22 protein-coding genes are annotated in these 15,856 nt (G+C 60.4%); 17 read left to right on the forward strand and 5 right to left on the reverse strand.

Annotated elements, in window-relative coordinates:
- The 13 genes from ACP7CJ_RS01400 to recX all read left to right on the forward strand — a co-directional run bounded on the left by ACP7CJ_RS01400 (position 1) and on the right by recX (position 8,470).
- Positions 1-1,167 carry a phage tail protein gene (locus tag ACP7CJ_RS01400; protein WP_426099598.1) on the forward strand — a complete coding sequence of 389 codons (1,167 nt, stop codon included), beginning with the start codon at positions 1-3 and terminating at the stop codon, positions 1,165-1,167.
- Positions 1,167-1,673 (forward strand): phage major tail tube protein, encoded by a 507-nt coding sequence (locus ACP7CJ_RS01405; RefSeq protein WP_017844651.1) that lies wholly within the window; start codon positions 1,167-1,169, stop codon positions 1,671-1,673. Before ACP7CJ_RS01400 ends, ACP7CJ_RS01405 begins: the two co-directional genes overlap by 1 nt.
- 50 nt (positions 1,674-1,723) lie before the next feature.
- Positions 1,724-2,296 carry a phage tail assembly protein gene (locus tag ACP7CJ_RS01410; protein WP_321850748.1) on the forward strand — a complete coding sequence of 191 codons (573 nt, stop codon included), beginning with the start codon at positions 1,724-1,726 and terminating at the stop codon, positions 2,294-2,296.
- Positions 2,293-2,418: a hypothetical protein gene (locus tag ACP7CJ_RS01415; RefSeq protein WP_260473885.1), complete on the forward strand. Its 126-nt coding sequence runs from the start codon at positions 2,293-2,295 to the stop codon at positions 2,416-2,418. Before ACP7CJ_RS01410 ends, ACP7CJ_RS01415 begins: the two co-directional genes overlap by 4 nt.
- Before the next feature lie 6 nt (positions 2,419-2,424).
- Positions 2,425-3,591: a hypothetical protein gene (locus ACP7CJ_RS01420; RefSeq protein ID WP_426099597.1), complete on the forward strand. Its 1,167-nt coding sequence runs from the start codon at positions 2,425-2,427 to the stop codon at positions 3,589-3,591.
- The gene (locus tag ACP7CJ_RS01425; protein WP_276196786.1) at positions 3,591-3,974 is read left to right on the forward strand and encodes a phage tail protein; all 384 of its coding nucleotides are present in this window, start codon (positions 3,591-3,593) and stop codon (positions 3,972-3,974) included. Before ACP7CJ_RS01420 ends, ACP7CJ_RS01425 begins: the two co-directional genes overlap by 1 nt.
- A complete protein-coding gene (locus tag ACP7CJ_RS01430) occupies positions 3,967-4,179 on the forward strand; it encodes a tail protein X (protein WP_017844656.1) in 213 nt (70 codons plus the stop codon). The genes ACP7CJ_RS01425 and ACP7CJ_RS01430 overlap by 8 nt, the downstream gene beginning before the upstream one ends.
- 12 nt (positions 4,180-4,191) lie before the next feature.
- Positions 4,192-5,202 carry a phage late control D family protein gene (locus tag ACP7CJ_RS01435; protein WP_426099596.1) on the forward strand — a complete coding sequence of 337 codons (1,011 nt, stop codon included), beginning with the start codon at positions 4,192-4,194 and terminating at the stop codon, positions 5,200-5,202.
- Between the two features lie 22 nt (positions 5,203-5,224).
- Entirely contained in the window at positions 5,225-5,782 is a 558-nt protein-coding gene (locus ACP7CJ_RS01440; RefSeq protein WP_426099595.1) for a glycoside hydrolase family 19 protein, read from the forward strand.
- Complete coding sequence (locus ACP7CJ_RS01445) at positions 5,770-6,270, forward strand: lysis system i-spanin subunit Rz (RefSeq protein ID WP_426099594.1); 501 nt, start codon at positions 5,770-5,772, stop codon at positions 6,268-6,270. Before ACP7CJ_RS01440 ends, ACP7CJ_RS01445 begins: the two co-directional genes overlap by 13 nt.
- A gap of 81 nt (positions 6,271-6,351) precedes the next feature.
- Positions 6,352-6,852: a CinA family protein gene (locus ACP7CJ_RS01450; protein WP_426099593.1), complete on the forward strand. Its 501-nt coding sequence runs from the start codon at positions 6,352-6,354 to the stop codon at positions 6,850-6,852.
- Between the two features lie 83 nt (positions 6,853-6,935).
- Positions 6,936-7,994, forward strand: a complete 1,059-nt coding sequence (recA, locus tag ACP7CJ_RS01455) for a recombinase RecA (RefSeq protein WP_247408227.1) — start codon at positions 6,936-6,938, stop codon at positions 7,992-7,994.
- Between the two features lie 8 nt (positions 7,995-8,002).
- Positions 8,003-8,470 (forward strand): recombination regulator RecX, encoded by a 468-nt coding sequence (gene recX / locus ACP7CJ_RS01460; RefSeq protein WP_276196791.1) that lies wholly within the window; start codon positions 8,003-8,005, stop codon positions 8,468-8,470.
- A 59-nt stretch (positions 8,471-8,529) separates the two neighbouring features.
- On the opposite strand, the gene ACP7CJ_RS01465 is transcribed toward recX, so the two are convergent.
- Positions 8,530-9,642, reverse strand: a complete 1,113-nt coding sequence (locus ACP7CJ_RS01465) for a TIGR00730 family Rossman fold protein (protein ID WP_276196792.1) — start codon at positions 9,640-9,642, stop codon at positions 8,530-8,532.
- 376 nt (positions 9,643-10,018) lie between these two features.
- Positions 10,019-10,459, reverse strand: coding sequence for a PA3611 family quorum-sensing-regulated virulence factor (locus tag ACP7CJ_RS01470; RefSeq protein ID WP_276197905.1), 441 nt, complete (start codon positions 10,457-10,459; stop codon positions 10,019-10,021).
- Between the two features lie 198 nt (positions 10,460-10,657).
- Between ACP7CJ_RS01470 and ACP7CJ_RS01475 the strand changes: the two genes are divergently transcribed.
- The 3 genes from ACP7CJ_RS01475 (at position 10,658) to ACP7CJ_RS01485 (ending at position 12,718) form a co-directional block, all read left to right on the forward strand.
- Positions 10,658-11,377: a tRNA-uridine aminocarboxypropyltransferase gene (locus ACP7CJ_RS01475; protein ID WP_276196793.1), complete on the forward strand. Its 720-nt coding sequence runs from the start codon at positions 10,658-10,660 to the stop codon at positions 11,375-11,377.
- Positions 11,378-11,629: 252 nt separating this feature from the next.
- Positions 11,630-12,280, forward strand: a complete 651-nt coding sequence (gene erdR / locus ACP7CJ_RS01480) for a response regulator transcription factor ErdR (protein ID WP_247402905.1) — start codon at positions 11,630-11,632, stop codon at positions 12,278-12,280.
- Between the two features lie 75 nt (positions 12,281-12,355).
- Entirely contained in the window at positions 12,356-12,718 is a 363-nt protein-coding gene (locus ACP7CJ_RS01485) for a diacylglycerol kinase (protein ID WP_247402908.1), read from the forward strand.
- A gap of 3 nt (positions 12,719-12,721) precedes the next feature.
- On the opposite strand, the gene ACP7CJ_RS01490 is transcribed toward ACP7CJ_RS01485, so the two are convergent.
- Complete coding sequence (locus ACP7CJ_RS01490) at positions 12,722-13,648, reverse strand: LysR family transcriptional regulator (protein WP_247402911.1); 927 nt, start codon at positions 13,646-13,648, stop codon at positions 12,722-12,724.
- Positions 13,649-13,772: 124 nt separating this feature from the next.
- On the opposite strand from ACP7CJ_RS01490, the gene fpr reads away from it, so the two are divergent.
- Positions 13,773-14,552 carry a ferredoxin-NADP reductase gene (fpr, locus tag ACP7CJ_RS01495; RefSeq protein ID WP_010563456.1) on the forward strand — a complete coding sequence of 260 codons (780 nt, stop codon included), beginning with the start codon at positions 13,773-13,775 and terminating at the stop codon, positions 14,550-14,552.
- A 117-nt stretch (positions 14,553-14,669) separates the two neighbouring features.
- On the opposite strand, the gene tsaA is transcribed toward fpr, so the two are convergent.
- Positions 14,670-15,365 carry a tRNA (N6-threonylcarbamoyladenosine(37)-N6)-methyltransferase TrmO gene (gene tsaA / locus ACP7CJ_RS01500; protein WP_426099592.1) on the reverse strand — a complete coding sequence of 232 codons (696 nt, stop codon included), beginning with the start codon at positions 15,363-15,365 and terminating at the stop codon, positions 14,670-14,672.
- Positions 15,366-15,368: 3 nt separating this feature from the next.
- Positions 15,369-15,830 (reverse strand): DUF1456 family protein, encoded by a 462-nt coding sequence (locus ACP7CJ_RS01505; protein ID WP_247402920.1) that lies wholly within the window; start codon positions 15,828-15,830, stop codon positions 15,369-15,371.
- Positions 15,831-15,856: the final 26 nt, after the last annotated feature.

Consider the following 15,856-nt stretch of genomic DNA (forward strand, 5'->3'; position numbering starts at 1 on the left):
ATGGCAGAAGTTCTGAACTTCGAGCACAACGGCATCACCGTCAATGCCATCGAATCCCCCGAGGCCATGGGCGGCCTTGGCGACAACGTCATCGGCCTGGTCGGCACCGCGCCGAATGCGCATGCATCGATCCCGAAAAACGCCCCGTTCCGTATCAACAGCTTCACCACCCAGGCGCTGCTGGACCCTACCGGCAGTGAGGCGGGCACGCTGTTTCAGGCGGTGTACCAGATCCTCAAAGTGGTCAAGGTGCCGGTCTACGTGGTGATCGTGGAGGAGGGCGCGACCCCGGCTGACACGCTCAACAATGTGATCGGCGGTAACGAACCGGTCACCGGCCGCAAACTCGGCCTGGCGGCCCTGAGCAGTGTGCCGGAAGACCTGACCATCATCGGCGCCCCAGGCTTCACTGGCACCAAGGCCGTGGCGGGCGAGTTCGCCGCCTTCGGCAAGCGCATCAAGGCCCGCGTGGTGCTGGATGGGAAGGACGCCTCTGTTGCCGATCAGGTGACCTACAGCGGCGAGCTGGGCGGTGCCGATCTTGGCTTCGACCGCTGCCTGCTGGTACACAACATGCCGTCGGTGTACTCCAAGGCCGCGAAGAAGAACGTGTTTCTTTCGCCGTCGTCCCTGGCCATCGCTGCACTGGCCAAGGTCAAGCAGTGGGAAAGCCCGGGCAATCAGGTGACTTTCGCCGAGGACGTTTCCCGCGTGGTCGAGTACAACATCCTCGACACCTCCACCGAAGGCGACCTGCTCAATCGCTACGGCGTGAGCTACTACGCTCGCACCATCCTCGGCGGTTTTTCGCTGCTGGGTAACCGCTCCATCACCGGCAAGTTCATCAGCTACGTCGGCCTGGAAGACGCCATCAGCCGCAAGCTGGTCAAGGCCGGGCAGAAGGCCATGGCCAAGAACCTCACCAAGTCCTTCATGGACCAAGAGGTCAAGCGCATCAACGACTGGCTGCAAACCCTGGTCGCTGACGAAACCATCCCCGGTGGCAGCGTGTACCTGCATCCGGAGTTGAACAGTGTCGAGAAGTACAAGAACGGTACCTGGTTCATCGTTATCGACTACGGCCGCTACGCGCCGAACGAACACATGATTTATCAACTCAATGCCCGCGATGAAATCATCGAGCAGTTCCTGGAGGACGTTCTCTAATGTTTACCAACCGAGTCAGACAGGCCATTGCGGCCACCCTCCAAGGCCTGCCGCTGTCCGCGACCGTGGAAGAATTCACCCCGCCGAAGATCGAGTTCGACATGGAGTCCATGTCCGGCGGGCGCTTCATTGCCGAGGAAATGGCCAAGAGCGGCAAAGTGCTCAATGCCAAGCTGATCCTTCAAGGCGCCGGCCCGGAAATCATGCTGGCCCTGGGCGTGCGGATGGGGGACGACATTCTGCTGAACGTGCGTGAAGCCGGCCAGGACCAGGACGGCAAGACCTACTTCACCTACCACACCGTGGGCGGCAAGCTCAAATCCCTGGAGGAGGCAAAGCTGAAGATGGGCGAGAAGGCCACCACCACGCTGGAGCTGTCTTGCCGCACCTATAACCGCCTGGAAAACGGCATCTCGGTGATCGACATCGACGTGCGTACCCAGAAGTTCGTCCTCAACGGCGTCGACATTCTGGGCGACGCCCGCCGTGCGGTGTTGATGCCGTAAGCCCTCGGGGGCGGGCTCGCTCGCCCCACACTTGACCAAGGAATTGCCCCATGGCCTGGATGCCGCCGCTGCACCTCCTGCTGTCCCCGATCACCGCCGATACCGGCGCGACGATCCAGCAGGTTCAACTCAAACCGTTGTTCTACGCCGCGCAAAAAGACGCGCTGGCCCGGGCCGGTGATGACGAGGACGACCAGTTTTTCGAACTGGCGAAACTCGCCACCGGCCTTTCGGAAAAAGAGCTCGACCAACTCAAGCGCCCGGACTACGTGAGCATCGCCCAGTACGTACACGAAATGTCGACTCGCCCGGCATGGTTCTTCCTGGACCCGCTTGAAGCGCCGACCTTCGACGAGCCTGTTCAATTGTTGCTGCCCCTGGAGGCCGCCGGCCGCACCTTCAGCGCATTGCCCCTGGAAATGCCCGCCCTGCGCGCGACCAAAGTGATGAAAAAACTCGCCACCAACAAAGAGCGCGCCGAGTTCATCACCGCCCACTGCACCGGCCTGATGATCCCCGACCTGGCTGGCCTGACCGTGCCTGACTGGACGGAGTTGCAGGAGCGCATCGATGATTTTTTAAACAAACCGGCGGACTTCTTTCGGAGCGCGACATCGAAGTGATCCTCGACGTGGTGCCGCTGATTTACTCGGTCAATGAAGCGGAAATCCTCGACTGGGACGCCGGAAAAGCACTGCGCCGCTACGACATCGCGATCAATCGCCTTGGCGTCAAACAGGAGTAGAGCGGGATGCAAGAGACTCAATACGAGATCAGGCTCGCCGAGGAAGACAAGCGCTGGATGACCTTTGCGGCCCTGTCCAACGATGCGACGCTCAACAGTGTGCTGACACCCCTTCCCGAAAGTTTTGTCGGGCCTTCCAGCCTGGATGCCGAACCGCAGCCATCGTCGGAACTCGGCCTGGCGCTGGTCACGGTGAGCCTGGATATCAACGCCTTGACCCTGGAGCAAGTGCGGCTGCGCGAGACACTGGAAACGCTCAACAGCACGTTATTCATTACCAGTGATTCACTGGCGCTCAGGACGGTCGATACCGCCTCGCAGGCGCAGAACAGTCAGCCCAAAGAACCGCCGCCGGCAGCCGACTCCTGGGTCGACAAAGGCCTACAGTTCGGGGCCGATGCGGCGAAGACCATTGCCAAGGATGTGGGCTCAAGTTTGTGGGATACGGTCAAGAGCAGGGTCTCGGGCAAGGCCATCGATGCACTGGCGCAAAAATTTCCCAAAGCCGGCAAGTGGCTCAAAGACGACAAAGACAAGGACAAGGACAAGGACTGCTGCTGCCGCGGCGAATCTCTTCGTGGCGCCACCACCCCGAGCATCATCTTGCCGCCTGGCTATGACCGTACTGGAGGGAAAAAGACTTCCGGTAAGAAAACCGGCCAGTCGACGCTGTGGCGGGCGTTGCCCGTTCCCCGTGGCCTTGGCCCGTTAAAGTATGCCGACACCGCCATCAATGTGATCCAGGGTCTACGCGATGGCGACGCGAAAACAGTCGCCACCGGCCTGTCTACTGCCGGTGGTGCCTGGGCCGGCGCCTCCGCCGGTGCGGCCATCGGCACCCTGGTTTTCCCGGGCATCGGCACGGCTGTAGGCGGCGCAATCGGCGGCTTGCTCGGCAGTGAGGCGGGCGCTTGGCTCGGGGACAAACTGTTCAGCCCAGGTGACCGCCTGCCCGCACCCAACGCCGTCAGCAAGGAGCTCAACAGCGCGCGCTCGGACAACGTGCAAGTCACCCTTGCCCCCAGCATCCAGATCACCGGCGTCAACCCTGCCGATGCCCAGCAGGTGGTCAACCAGGTGATCCAGGCCCTGCAATTCCAATGCATGCCGATGCTCTCCGACACCCTCGGGCTCCGGCGCAACGCGGCACTGGCCGATCCAGGAGGTGATTGATGCGACAACAGATGGTGCTGGGCGATTTCATTTTTGGGCTCGCCCGTGGGTTTGCCTATTCCTCGCTGACCCGTAACAGCGACGGCGGCTGGGCTGACCTGACGATTATCGCGAGCAAATCGCAGTCGCGGCAGAACGGCCAGAAACTGGAAAAACTCACCTTCGGCGGCACGGTGATGTACGGCGTGGGGATGCAACGCTTGGACGAGCTGCGCGCCCTGCAAAATCAATGCGTGCCGCTGCCACTGGTGGATGGCATCGGCCGCAACTGGGGCCTGTGGCGGATCAATTCGGTGATGGAAACCCAAAGCAACGTGATCGATGACGGCACCGCCATGCTCATGACCTGGACCCTTGAACTGGAGGAATTCGTCAATGCGTAGAGTGCGAAGTATTGCCGGTGATTCAGTCAACCTGCTGCTCTACCGCGAACTGGGACGTTGCGATGATGCCGCGGAAGAAACCCTCTGGCGCTTGAACCCCACGCTTGCCGAATACGGCCCGGTGCTACCGGCTGGCGTGTGGGTGATCGTGCCGGAAATGGCGTCGCGGCCGGCTGCGCTGCGCCTCGTTTCGGCCTGGGATTAAGAAGGAGGCTACATGGCTCAGGGATTTACGCCCATTGTGGAGTTCTATGGCGCCAACGCGGCGCTGCTCAATCAACGTCTGATGCACTGGAGCCACACCGACGCGGCGGGCATTGAGTCCGACCGCCTTGAACTGACGATCAACATCGAGGGTCTGGAGGGCCTGCCGAGCCTGAGTGGCAAGATCGGTTTGCGCGTCGGTTATAAGGAGTCTGGCTTGGTGGAAAAAGGCGAGTTTGTCATCACCCAGCGCACGCCGGTGCTGTTTCCCATGCGCCTGATGATCGTCGCCACCGCGGCGCCCTTCAGCGCGGGCGATGCCAGTGGTTATCGCCAGCGTCGATCCGCCAGTTATGGACCGATCACCCTGGGCACGCTCTTTCGCCAACTGGTCAGCCGCCACGGCTATTCACCGCGGGTGGCGCCGGCGCTGGAAGGCATTGCGATTGCTCACATCGACCAATCCAATGAAAGCGACATGGCGTTCATCACCCGCCTGGCCAAACGCTATGGCGCCGTCACCAAACCGATCAACGAACTGTACGTGCTCGCCGAGGCCGGGCAGCTCATGTCGCTCTCCGGCCAGCAACTGCCGGACGTGAAACTGTCGGTCACTCAGGACAATCGCCCCGGCAATCAAGCATTCATCACCGCCAAGCTCGACGAAACGTCGCGTTCCAAATACCAGGGCAGCCGCGTCACCTGGTGGGATGCCGCCGCGTGCAGGCAGCGCGTGGTTCAGGTCGGGATTGCGCCGTTCAAAACGTTGCGCCAGCGCTGTCAGAACGAAGCCGAGGCGCGGGCGGTGGCTGAGGGGGAGTTGCGCCGCGTGGGGCGTGAAGACCTCAAGTTGCTGATCGATTGTCCGGGGAACCCGCTGTTGTCGGCCGAAGGGTTGTTGCTGCTGGATGACAGCTGGCCTTCCTACATGCAGGGACGCTGGTCGATTACCAAGGTGACGCACGTAGGCGACCCGGTGACGGGCTATCGCAGTTCGGTCACAGCCGGCGGGTTGTCGGCGTAATGCCTTTTACGGAGTAGGACTCATGCTGATAACACTGCCCCAGTTGCTTTACGTCATGCCGGGTGCTCGCCTTAGCGCGGGCGTTTTTCTATCCTCGTTAAACACGGCATTCGCTCGGTACGCGATCAATACTCCCAAACGCCTCGCCGCTTGCCTCGCCCAGATCGGCCACGAATCCGGCGAGTTGCGCTATGTCCGCGAACTGGGCAGCGATCAATACCTGAGCAAATACGATACCGGCACCCTGGCTGCTCGCCTGGGCAACACCCCCGAAGCGGATGGCGACGGCCAGAAGTACCGGGGCAGGGGGCTGATTCAGATCACCGGGCGTCGCAACTATTTAATCTGTAGCCACGCGCTGTTTGGCGACGAGCGCCTGCTGCTGCAACCGCAATTGCTGGAACAACCGCAATGGGCCGCCGAATCCGCCGCCTGGTTCTGGCACAGCAACGGCCTGAACGAACTCGCGGACAACGACCAGTTCAGCACCATCACCCGGCGCATCAACGGTGGTCTCAACGGCCTGGAGGAGCGTTTGCGATTGTGGGCGCGCGCGAAGGCGGTGCTATGCGTTTCCTAGCGGCCTGGCGCCTGATCGGCGTATGCCTGCTGAGCGCGTTTGTGTGGCAGGTGCAAGCCTGGCGCTATGGCGCGCAGCTTGAGGCGCAATCGGCGGCCCAGGCGCAGGCGCTCAGCCAGCAAAACCAGCTAGCCTTGCGCCAGCAACAGGCGCAGCAGGACCAACGGCGGGCGCTTGAGCAACAACTCAGCGCCAGCGACCAGCAACATGCTCGGGAGTTGAGCGATGCACAACGTAATCAGGCCGCTCTGCGCGATCGCCTGGCCACTGCTGATGTGCGGTTGTCAGTCCTTCTCGACACCGGTGACTGCGCCAGTGGCTGCGCAATGCCAGCCCCCACCACCACCGGCGGCGTGGTTCATGCAGCCCCACGAGCCCGACTTGACCCGGCGCATGCTCAGCGAATTATCGCCATCACCGACGACGGTGATAACGCCGTGATCGCCTTGCGTGGCTGTCAGGCGTATGTGCGGGCCATCGTGCGTTAGTGTCTTGAGGCATGCTGCAACTTGCATGGCTGATGGGCTCCTGTAGGGTAGGCAAACGCCCGCCCACTCCAGGAGACGACCGTGAAAGAAATCACCCCACTTGCCGCTGAACTGGGTCGACGTTTACAGGTGCTCAATGCCCACGTCACCACTGCCGAGTCGTGTACCGGTGGCGGCATAGCCGAAGCCATCACGCGGATACCCGGGAGTTCGGCGTGGTTCGAGGCGGGATATGTCACCTATTCCAACCGGCAGAAGACTCGGCAGTTGGATGTGCCGGAGGCGCTGTTCGGCAAAGTGGGGGCCGTCAGTCGCGAGGTGGTCGAGGCCATGGTCAGGGGCGCCCAGGAAAAAAGCCTGGCGCGCTTTGCCGTGGCGGTCAGCGGCGTGGCCGGCCCCGATGGCGGCTCGCCGGACAAGCCGGTAGGCACGGTATGGCTGGCTTTCGGCGTGGGTGACGAGGTCACGGCCGAGCGCCAGCACTTCCCCGGCAACCGCGACGAGGTCCGCCGACAAACGGTAAAGGCCGCGCTAGAGGGCTTGTTGCGACGAGCTGCAGCAGAAATAGAAAATCAGGGGTAGGCGATCTCCGATCTTTGTGGAACAATACTGTCTACTTATACAGGTATTGGCCGTCAGGCCTTATTGATTACGTGAGGACTTTAATGGACGAGAACAAGAAGAAAGCCTTGGCTGCGGCCCTGGGTCAGATCGAACGTCAATTCGGCAAGGGTGCCGTAATGCGTATGGGCGATCACGACCGTCAGGCGATCCCGGCTATTTCCACTGGCTCTCTGGGTCTGGACATCGCGCTCGGCATTGGCGGTCTGCCAAAAGGCCGTATCGTTGAAATCTACGGTCCTGAATCTTCTGGTAAAACCACCCTGACGCTGTCGGTGATTGCCCAGGCGCAAAAGATGGGCGCCACCTGCGCGTTCGTCGACGCCGAGCACGCCCTGGACCCTGAATACGCTGGCAAGCTGGGCGTCAATGTTGACGACCTGCTGGTTTCCCAGCCGGACACCGGTGAGCAAGCCCTGGAAATCACCGACATGCTGGTGCGCTCCAACGCCATCGACGTGATCGTGGTCGACTCCGTGGCGGCCCTGGTGCCGAAAGCTGAAATCGAAGGCGAAATGGGTGACATGCACGTGGGCCTGCAAGCCCGTCTGATGTCCCAGGCGCTGCGTAAAATCACCGGTAACATCAAGAACGCCAACTGCCTGGTGATCTTCATCAACCAGATACGGATGAAAATCGGCGTCATGTTCGGCAGCCCGGAAACCACCACGGGTGGTAACGCGCTGAAGTTCTATGCTTCGGTTCGTCTGGACATCCGCCGTACTGGCGCGGTGAAAGAAGGTGACGAGGTTGTTGGTAGCGAAACCCGCGTCAAGGTCGTGAAGAACAAAGTGGCCCCGCCATTCCGTCAGGCTGAGTTCCAGATTCTCTACGGCAAAGGCATCTACCTGAACGGCGAGATGATCGACCTGGGCGTGCTGCACGGTTTTGTCGAGAAATCCGGTGCCTGGTATGCCTACAACGGCAGCAAAATCGGTCAGGGCAAGGCCAACTCGGCCAAGTTCCTGGCGGACAACCCGGATATCGCCGCCACGCTTGAGAAGCAGATCCGCGACAAGCTGCTGACTCCTGCGCCGGACGTGAAAGCTGCTGCCAACCGTGCGCCGGTTGACGAAATGGAAGAAGTCGACACTGACGTCTGAACCAAACGATGACCGTTGTGCTGGATACACTCGTCGCCGTTCGGCGCACTGCGATGGACCTACTCGCGCGCCGCGAGCATGGTCGAGTCGAACTGACGCGTAAACTGCGCCAGCGCGGTGCGTCTGCCGAGATGATCGACAGTGCCCTCGACCGCTTGACGGAAGAAGGGTTGCTGTCGGAAGCCCGTTACCTCGAAAGTTTTGTGTCCTACCGAGCGCGCTCTGGTTATGGTCCTGCGCGCATTCGTGAAGAGCTGAGCCAGCGCGGCCTGCAACGCGCCGACATCGACCTCGCCCTGCGCGAGTGCGGTATCAGTTGGCAGTCGCAACTGGAAGATACCTGGCGTCGCAAGTTCTCTGGGCATCTTCCGATTGATGCCAGAGAGCGCGCGAAACAAGGGCGCTTCCTGAGTTATCGCGGGTTTTCGATGGAAATGATCAGCCGCCTCTTCAGCGGTCGGGACATGGACGACTGAACAGAGCAAAAAGCAAAAGGCCCGCTATGAAAATAGCGGGCCTTTTTTTTGTTCAAAAATCACGCGGGCTCCGGCGCCGCCCGTTGTTGCGTCTTACCTTGAGCCTGCGCCCAGTTCTCCGGCAAGTTGATGTAATCCACCAACTCCCGCAACCGGCCCTGATCACGCCCGTTGAAGTTGAACACCAGTCGCGTCAGATGACTGAACTGCGGCTCATCGTGCTCTTCTCCGGTATAGGCGAGCTGCTGGAAGTCTCCGCTCAGCCGCAGGCTGGCGAACTCTTTTTGCACATGAGCCAGCGCCCGATCACTGAGCGGATGATGCATGCGCATCACAAACTCGCGCTTCAGCCAGCGGGTAGAGTGGAAGTTGGCGTAGAACTGGTTGATCTCGTCCACCGCTGCTTCGGCGCTGTACACCAGGCGCACCAGCTTCAGGTCAGTGGGCAGGATATAGCGATTGGCTTCCAGTTGGCTGCGGATAAAGTCCAGGGCGCCTTGCCAGAAACCGCCGCCTGGTGCATCGAGTAACACCACCGGCACCAGCGGGCTCTTGCCGGTCTGGATCAGCGTCAGCACTTCAAGCGCTTCATCCAGGGTGCCGAAACCACCCGGGCACAGCACCAGCGCATTGGCCTCTTTGACGAAGAACAGCTTGCGCGTAAAGAAGAAGTGGAAGGACAGCAGGTTCTCGGTGCCATCGATGGTCGGGTTGGCATGTTGCTCGAACGGCAAGGTAATGTTGAAGCCCAGGCTGTGCTCCAGGCCCGCACCTTCGTGGGCGGCAGCCATGATGCCGCCACCGCCGCCGGTGATCACCATCAGATCGGAGCGCGCCAGCGCCGCGCCCACTTCTCGGGCCAGGGCGTAGAGCGGGCTTTCCACCGGCGTGCGCGCCGAGCCAAACACGGTAACCTTGCGGCGCCCCTTGAACTGTTCCAGCACGCGGAAGGCGTGGTCCAGTTCGCGGATAGCTTGCAAGGTGATTTTGGCGTTCCAGCGGCTGCGGTCGTCTTGGGCCATGCGCAGCGCGGTGAGGATCATGTCGCGATAAAGAGGAATATTCGGGCTGTCGGGGGCGATCAACTGGAGTTGAGCTTCGACCTGCTGCGTGAGGTCGACCCCGTTCGCTTCAAAATGCTGGAGCAGGCGCTCATTCGGTTCGTAAGGCATTCAACTTCTCCTTCTTCACAGAGCCTGGGCTGGCGGCGAGATTCGTCCGTGGCCACGACACGGCATGTGTCGCAGCGTGCCAAGGCATTGCACAGTGTTCGCCAAGCGGCAAAGCGCGGCTCTGTATGTTCCTTGTGATTTAAAAACCTTTGTACTGCACGTGGCAGAAGGACAACTCTGTTTTGCCCTGAAAGTGTTACAGAACAGCGTGGGAATTGGGGCTGGCGGGCTGTCAGGATGAGTCGATCATGGGCCGAAAAACCCTTGGCTGGCAACCGCTTATTGGTCTCACGTCACAACGTGCAGCGCTTGGTGGAAAACGCAAACGAGGGAAGCGCGCGCCACTGGACAGCAGCGCGCGAGGGGCATGTGCGACTTACTTTTTCTTCTTCGCCGCCGCCGGTGCCGGGCAGTCCGCTTCGACGAATTTTACCGATGCCACCGGGCGGTTGGTCTTGTTTTCGGTGATCTCGTAGCGCATCACCGCGCCCTTGGCCATCAGCTCACGGTAACCCTTGTTCAGGCACACGCTTTGCCCCAATTGGAAATACACCGCCTTGGGGTTGGCGCGCATCTGTTCGGCACGATCAGGCTGCACGCTGAGGTGATCGATCAACTGCAGGCCTTCAACGGTGTAGGCCATTTCCAGGGTTTTTTCATCGATTTCCCGGGGCAGGTCCTTGTTGCTTTCAGCCGCGACGCTTTGCAGCTTCTTGTTCATTTGGGCCTCCAGCAGCGAGGCCGCCTGGGCGCCAACAGGCAAGACCAGCGCAAGGGCGACGGATGGGGCGACAAGACGCAGCATGGAACGCAGCATGAAACTCTCCTGATTCGGTTACTGGTGCATAGACCAGCCACTGGGCTGTGCGTTCAGTGGCGCGCAATTATAGGTGAGCCCCGGCCAGTACAGCCAGGCGTATTGCTGGGAAGTGAGTGTGGCTCTGGTAAACTGCGGCCACTTAAGCCTTCCTCGAGTTCCCTCAGTGTCGATTTTCCCTTCCGTGCGGCGCATCCGATGAGCCACGCCGTCTCTCGTCTGCGTACCCAGCGCCTGGCGCGCGCCATCAGGCCTTTCGTCAATCGGGGTTCGCGTGCCGAGCGCTGCCCCGGCTGCCGGGTGATCCCCGCGTATTGCTTGTGTGCCTGGCGGCCCAAGGTCCAGGCCCAGTCTGCGATGTGCCTGTTGATGCACGACGTCGAACCGATGAAGCCCAGCAATACCGGCTGGCTGATCGCCGATGTGATCGATGACACCAGCGCGTTCGCCTGGTCGCGCACCGAGGTTGATCCCGAATTGCTCACCCTGCTGGCTGACCCGCAGTGGCAACCCTACATCGTGTTCCCCGGCGAATTCGTGACGCCGGAACGGGTGGTCAGTGAGGTCAGGGTAGGGGAGGGCAAGCGCCCGCTGTTTATCCTGTTGGACGGCACGTGGAGCGAGGCGCGCAAGATGTTCCGCAAAAGTCCCTATTTGGAGCATTTGCCGGTCCTCAGCCTGGCTCCGGAACAGCTGTCGCGCTACAAACTGCGTCGTTCCAAGCGTGATGATCATTTCTGCACCGCCGAAGTCGCCGCGCTGTGCCTGGAGCTGGCCGACGACTGCGCGGCCAGCGAAGTGCTGGACGCTTACCTCGACGTGTTCAGCACCCATTATCTGGCCGCCAAGTTCCAGTTACCGCTGGACTTGACGGATATCGTCCATACTCGTCTAGCGCCCTACATCCCGGCGGTATAACCAGACGACGTTTGCATGATGGCACTGTGAATCCAACCGCCGCTAAACTGCCCATTGGCGTAGTGCTTGACCACCCAGGCTACGCTGGGCATGCTGGGCGCCGATCAGGGCGCAACCGTGAATTTCCAACGTCGTTTCAGGTGCTTTTGACGTTGAGCATGCCCTGTGGTGATGGCTGCCTGGCCGTTGCCTTGTGTATTGGCGAACCCTGAACCCATCAGGGCTGCCAAAAAAAACAGGATCATTTAATCAATGGCCACATACGAAATCCTGATAGCTGATGACCACCCGCTGTTTCGCAGTGCGCTGCATCAGGCAGTAACGCTGGGCCTGGGCCCGGATGTACGTCTGGTTGAAGTGGCCAGCATTGCCGAGCTGGAAACCCGCCTCACCGAAAAATCCGACTGGGACCTGGTGCTGCTCGACCTGAACATGCCCGGGGCCTATGGATTTTCAGGGCTGGTGCTGTTACGCGGGCAATACCCGCAGATCCCCGTGGTGATGGTCTCGGCCCAGGAAGAAGCCGATGTGGTGGTGCGCTCCAAGGAGTTTGGTGCCAGCGGTTTCATTCCCAAGTCGAGCTCCATGGAAGATATCCAGAAAGCCGTGCGCACGGTGCTGGATGGCGATGTGTCCTGGCCGCCGCAGGCGTTTGAAGAAATCAATGTGTCCGACGAAGCCAAGGCTGCCCGTGATGGCCTGGCCAGCCTGACGCCCCAGCAGTTTCGGGTACTCACCATGGTGTGCGAAGGTTTGTTGAACAAGCAGATCGCCTACGAGTTGAGCGTGTCGGAAGCGACCATCAAGGCCCACGTCACCGCGATCTTTCGCAAGCTGGGGGTGCGCACGCGAACCCAGGCGGCGTTGCTCTTGCAACAACTTGAGTCAATTTCGCAGCATTAAGCTGTTGCCGATTCACGCTTTTTTGACTTTGCGTGATCTAGTTTTCCCACTTCTTTGGTTCAGTTGCCTACATCTATGTCGCCTTTCAAGGGTCAAACCGGTATCAAACGTATCTTTAACGCAGGGGGCTATTCCCTGGACGGCCTGCGCGCAGCCTTCACCGGTGAGGCTGCGTTCCGTCAGTTGGTGTTGCTGAACGTCATCCTGATCCCGCTGAGTTTTTTCCTGCATGTCAGCCGCGTCGAACGGGCGCTGTTGATTGCGGTGTGCCTGCTGGCATTGATCGTCGAGTTGCTCAACTCAGCGGTGGAGGCGGCCATCGACCGCATTTCCCTGGACCGCCACCCGCTGTCGAAAAACGCCAAGGACATGGGCAGCGCCGCGCAATTCGTGGCACTGACCATGATCGCCCTGGTGTGGGCCGTAATCCTGATCTAAGCCTCAGGCAATGCTCGGCAGCACGATTTCGTCGCTGCGCTGAACCCCGGCGGTAAAGGCGCGGCACAGTTCCAAAAACTCGCGCATCGCCGAGGTCTGGTACTTCTGCTTGTGCCAGATGAAGTAGAACTGCCGGGCCAGGTCCAGGTCCGGGGTTTCTACCGGCACCAGGCTGCCACGGCGGAAGGCATCGCGCAGCGCCAGCCGGGAAATGCAGCCAATCCCCAGCCCCGACTCCACCGCACGTTTGATCGCTTCGGTGTGTTCCAGCTCAAGGCGAATATTCAGTGCGCTGCGATGATGACGCATGGCCTGATCAAAGGTCAGCCGCGTGCCCGAGCCTTGTTCGCGCAGAATCCACGCTTCATGGGTCAATTCTTCCATGGTGGCTACGCCGCGCTGGGCCAGGTGATGCTGAGGCGCGCAAAACACCACCAGTTCATCTTCCACCCAGGTTTGCACTTCGATATCCGGGTGGCTGCAGTCGCCTTCGATTAGACCCAGGTCAATTTCGTAATGCGCGACCTGGTGCACGATGTGCGCAGTGTTCTGCACATGCAGCTTCACCTGGCTCTCGGGGTGCTGCTGCATGAAGCTGCCAATCAGCAGCGTGGCCAGGTAATTGCCGATGGTCAGCGTGGCGCCGACGGCCAGCGAGCCGAAACCGGACTTGCCGTTGAGCAGGTCTTCGATCTCCTTGGACTGGTCCAGCAGGGCGACCGCCTGGGGCAACAACTGACGGCCGAGGGCGTTGAGGCTCAGGCGTTTACCCGCCCGATCGAACAATTGGCAGCTGGATTGACGCTCCAGCTCGGTGATTGAGGTGCTGGCGGCGGATTGAGATAAGGCCAGAAGGCCAGCAGCGCGTGAGACGCTTTCCTGCTGGGCGACGGCGACGAAGACTTGCAGTTGACGGAGAGTAAATCGCATATCGATATAACCGATAACCCTTATCTTAATAATCCAGTTAACAGATATTGTCGCCGCGATTAGAATGCTGTGCAATTGCGCACTTATCATTTGGCGCAGACCCATCTCCAGGAGTCCCCCGTACATGAGCAACATGAACCACGAGCGTGTCCTCAGTGTTCATCACTGGAACGACACTCTGTTCAGCTTCAAGTGCACCCGCGATCCGGGCTTGCGCTTCGAGAACGGTCAGTTCGTGATGATCGGCCTGCAACAGCCCAACGGCCGCCCGCTCATGCGCGCTTATTCGATCGCCAGCCCGAACTGGGAAGAGCATCTGGAGTTCTTCAGCATCAAGGTGCCCGATGGCCCGCTGACTTCCCAGTTGCAGCACTTGAAGGAAGGCGATGAGATCATCATCAGCAAAAAGCCGACAGGCACTCTGGTGCTTGACGATTTGAAGCCGGGCAAGCACTTGTACCTGCTCAGCACCGGTACGGGCCTCGCGCCGTTCATGAGCGTGATCCAGGACCCGGAAACCTATGAGCGTTTCGAAAAAGTGATCCTGTGCCACGGCGTGCGTTACGTCAACGAAGTCGCCTACCGCGAATTCATCACCGAGCACCTGCCGCAGAATGAATTCTTCGGCGAAGCCCTGCGTGAAAAGTTGATCTACTACCCCACCGTGACCCGCGAGCCTTTCGAAAACCAAGGTCGCCTGACCGACCTGATGCGCAGTGGCAAGCTGTTCCGCGATATCGGCCTGCCACCGATCAACCCCGAGGACGACCGCGCCATGCTGTGCGGCAGCCCAAGCATGTTGGACGAGACCAGCGAAGTGTTGAACAGCTTCGGCCTGAAAGTTTCGCCACGGATGCGTGAACCGGGTGACTATCTGATCGAACGCGCCTTCGTCGAGAAGTAAACGCGGTCAAAAAAAATGAGGGAGGGGGCTTGCTCCCGATAGCGGTCTGCCAGTTGATACGACTGGCCCTGAACCACCGCTATCGGGAGCAAGCCCCCTCCCTCATTTGTTTCCGGCTTATTTAGCTGCAATCACTTCCAGCACGCAGATGACACCCGCCTCGGGATAGTGCCAACGCACATCCACGTCCCAGAACCGCGCCCCGTATTCACGCTCAGGCCCAGGCGTTTGATAGGCCGGCCGCGGGTCTTGTGCCAAACACTGTTCGATCAACTCCACCAGCGGTTCAGCAAGGCGCTGAGCGTGGCCTTGTGCCTGGTGCAGAGCCGTCTTCAGCCACTGCACGGGAATCAGTTGCGGCGCGTTACTGGCGATGCCGTTGGTGGCGCTGTCGATGATGTCGGCATACGGCACATATGGCTTGATATCCAACACTGGCGTGCCGTCGAGCAGATCGATCCCGGAGATCCACAGCCGGCCCGGTTCGACCTTGTCCAGCTTCACCACCGACTGGCCAATCCCGTTGGGCCGGTGGGTCGCGCGGGTGGCAAACACGCCCATGGACGTGTTGCCGCCCAGGCGTGGCGGGCGCACTTTCAGGCGGGGCTTGTCTTCGAGGGCCTGGTGGAACAGAAACAGCAGCCACACATGGCTGACCTGCTCCAGGCCCTGCACCGCCTCGCCGTGGTCGAACGGCGCGACCAGCTCCAGCACGCCGCGGGCGGCAGGCGCCAGTTGCGGTTGGCGCGGGATGGCGAACTTCTCCTTGAAGCAGGAGCGCACGAAGCCAACGGGCGAGACCTGGTAACTCATGGCTTACGCGCGAACCCGCAGGGTCAGGCCCTTGAGGAAGTTGCGCAGCAACTGGTCGCCGCAGGTGCGGTAATTGGTATGGCCGAACTTGCGGAACAGCGCGCTCAGCTCAGGCTTGGACACCGGGAACTCGGCGGCCTTGAGGATGGCGTGCATGTCGTCTTCCTTCAGTTCGAAGGCCACGCGCAGCTTCTTGAGGATGATGTTGTTGGTCACCGGGGTTTCGATCGGCTGCGGCGCACGGCTGTCGTCCTTGCCGCGCTTGAAAACCACCAGGCCGTCAAGGAAGTGCGCCATGACCTCATCCGGGCAGAATACAAAGCCTTCTTCCTCGTCTTTCTTGAGGTAAGTCAGCAGGTCTTCCTTGGTCACGTCCATGCCGCCGAGTTTGATGAGTTCGACCATCTTGTTGTCACTGATGTCGAGCATGTAGCGCACGCTGCGCAGTACGTCGTTGTGAATCATGGTGGGCAATCCTGGTTTTCAACGGT

Source organism: Pseudomonas sp. PSPC3-2 (assembly GCF_049897085.1).
Classification (GTDB): domain Bacteria; phylum Pseudomonadota; class Gammaproteobacteria; order Pseudomonadales; family Pseudomonadaceae; genus Aquipseudomonas; species Aquipseudomonas paraveronii.

Bases quoted from the DNA above. Each gene is read 5' to 3' on its own strand.
- ACP7CJ_RS01400 (WP_426099598.1), top strand. From the start codon at position 1: ATGGCAGAAGTTCTGAACTTCGAGCACAACGGCATCACCGTCAATGCC.
- ACP7CJ_RS01405 (WP_017844651.1), top strand. From the start codon at position 1,167: ATGTTTACCAACCGAGTCAGACAGGCCATTGCGGCCACCCTCCAAGGC.
- ACP7CJ_RS01410 (WP_321850748.1), top strand. From the start codon at position 1,724: ATGGCCTGGATGCCGCCGCTGCACCTCCTGCTGTCCCCGATCACCGCC.
- ACP7CJ_RS01420 (WP_426099597.1), top strand. From the start codon at position 2,425: ATGCAAGAGACTCAATACGAGATCAGGCTCGCCGAGGAAGACAAGCGC.
- ACP7CJ_RS01425 (WP_276196786.1), top strand. From the start codon at position 3,591: ATGCGACAACAGATGGTGCTGGGCGATTTCATTTTTGGGCTCGCCCGT.
- ACP7CJ_RS01430 (WP_017844656.1), top strand. From the start codon at position 3,967: ATGCGTAGAGTGCGAAGTATTGCCGGTGATTCAGTCAACCTGCTGCTC.
- ACP7CJ_RS01435 (WP_426099596.1), top strand. From the start codon at position 4,192: ATGGCTCAGGGATTTACGCCCATTGTGGAGTTCTATGGCGCCAACGCG.
- ACP7CJ_RS01440 (WP_426099595.1), top strand. From the start codon at position 5,225: ATGCTGATAACACTGCCCCAGTTGCTTTACGTCATGCCGGGTGCTCGC.
- ACP7CJ_RS01445 (WP_426099594.1), top strand. From the start codon at position 5,770: ATGCGTTTCCTAGCGGCCTGGCGCCTGATCGGCGTATGCCTGCTGAGC.
- recA (WP_247408227.1), top strand. From the start codon at position 6,936: ATGGACGAGAACAAGAAGAAAGCCTTGGCTGCGGCCCTGGGTCAGATC.
- recX (WP_276196791.1), top strand. From the start codon at position 8,003: ATGACCGTTGTGCTGGATACACTCGTCGCCGTTCGGCGCACTGCGATG.
- ACP7CJ_RS01465 (WP_276196792.1), bottom strand. From the start codon at position 9,642: ATGCCTTACGAACCGAATGAGCGCCTGCTCCAGCATTTTGAAGCGAAC.
- ACP7CJ_RS01470 (WP_276197905.1), bottom strand. From the start codon at position 10,459: ATGCTGCGTTCCATGCTGCGTCTTGTCGCCCCATCCGTCGCCCTTGCG.
- ACP7CJ_RS01475 (WP_276196793.1), top strand. From the start codon at position 10,658: ATGAGCCACGCCGTCTCTCGTCTGCGTACCCAGCGCCTGGCGCGCGCC.
- erdR (WP_247402905.1), top strand. From the start codon at position 11,630: ATGGCCACATACGAAATCCTGATAGCTGATGACCACCCGCTGTTTCGC.
- ACP7CJ_RS01485 (WP_247402908.1), top strand. From the start codon at position 12,356: ATGTCGCCTTTCAAGGGTCAAACCGGTATCAAACGTATCTTTAACGCA.
- ACP7CJ_RS01490 (WP_247402911.1), bottom strand. From the start codon at position 13,648: ATGCGATTTACTCTCCGTCAACTGCAAGTCTTCGTCGCCGTCGCCCAG.
- fpr (WP_010563456.1), top strand. From the start codon at position 13,773: ATGAGCAACATGAACCACGAGCGTGTCCTCAGTGTTCATCACTGGAAC.
- tsaA (WP_426099592.1), bottom strand. From the start codon at position 15,365: ATGAGTTACCAGGTCTCGCCCGTTGGCTTCGTGCGCTCCTGCTTCAAG.
- ACP7CJ_RS01505 (WP_247402920.1), bottom strand. From the start codon at position 15,830: ATGATTCACAACGACGTACTGCGCAGCGTGCGCTACATGCTCGACATC.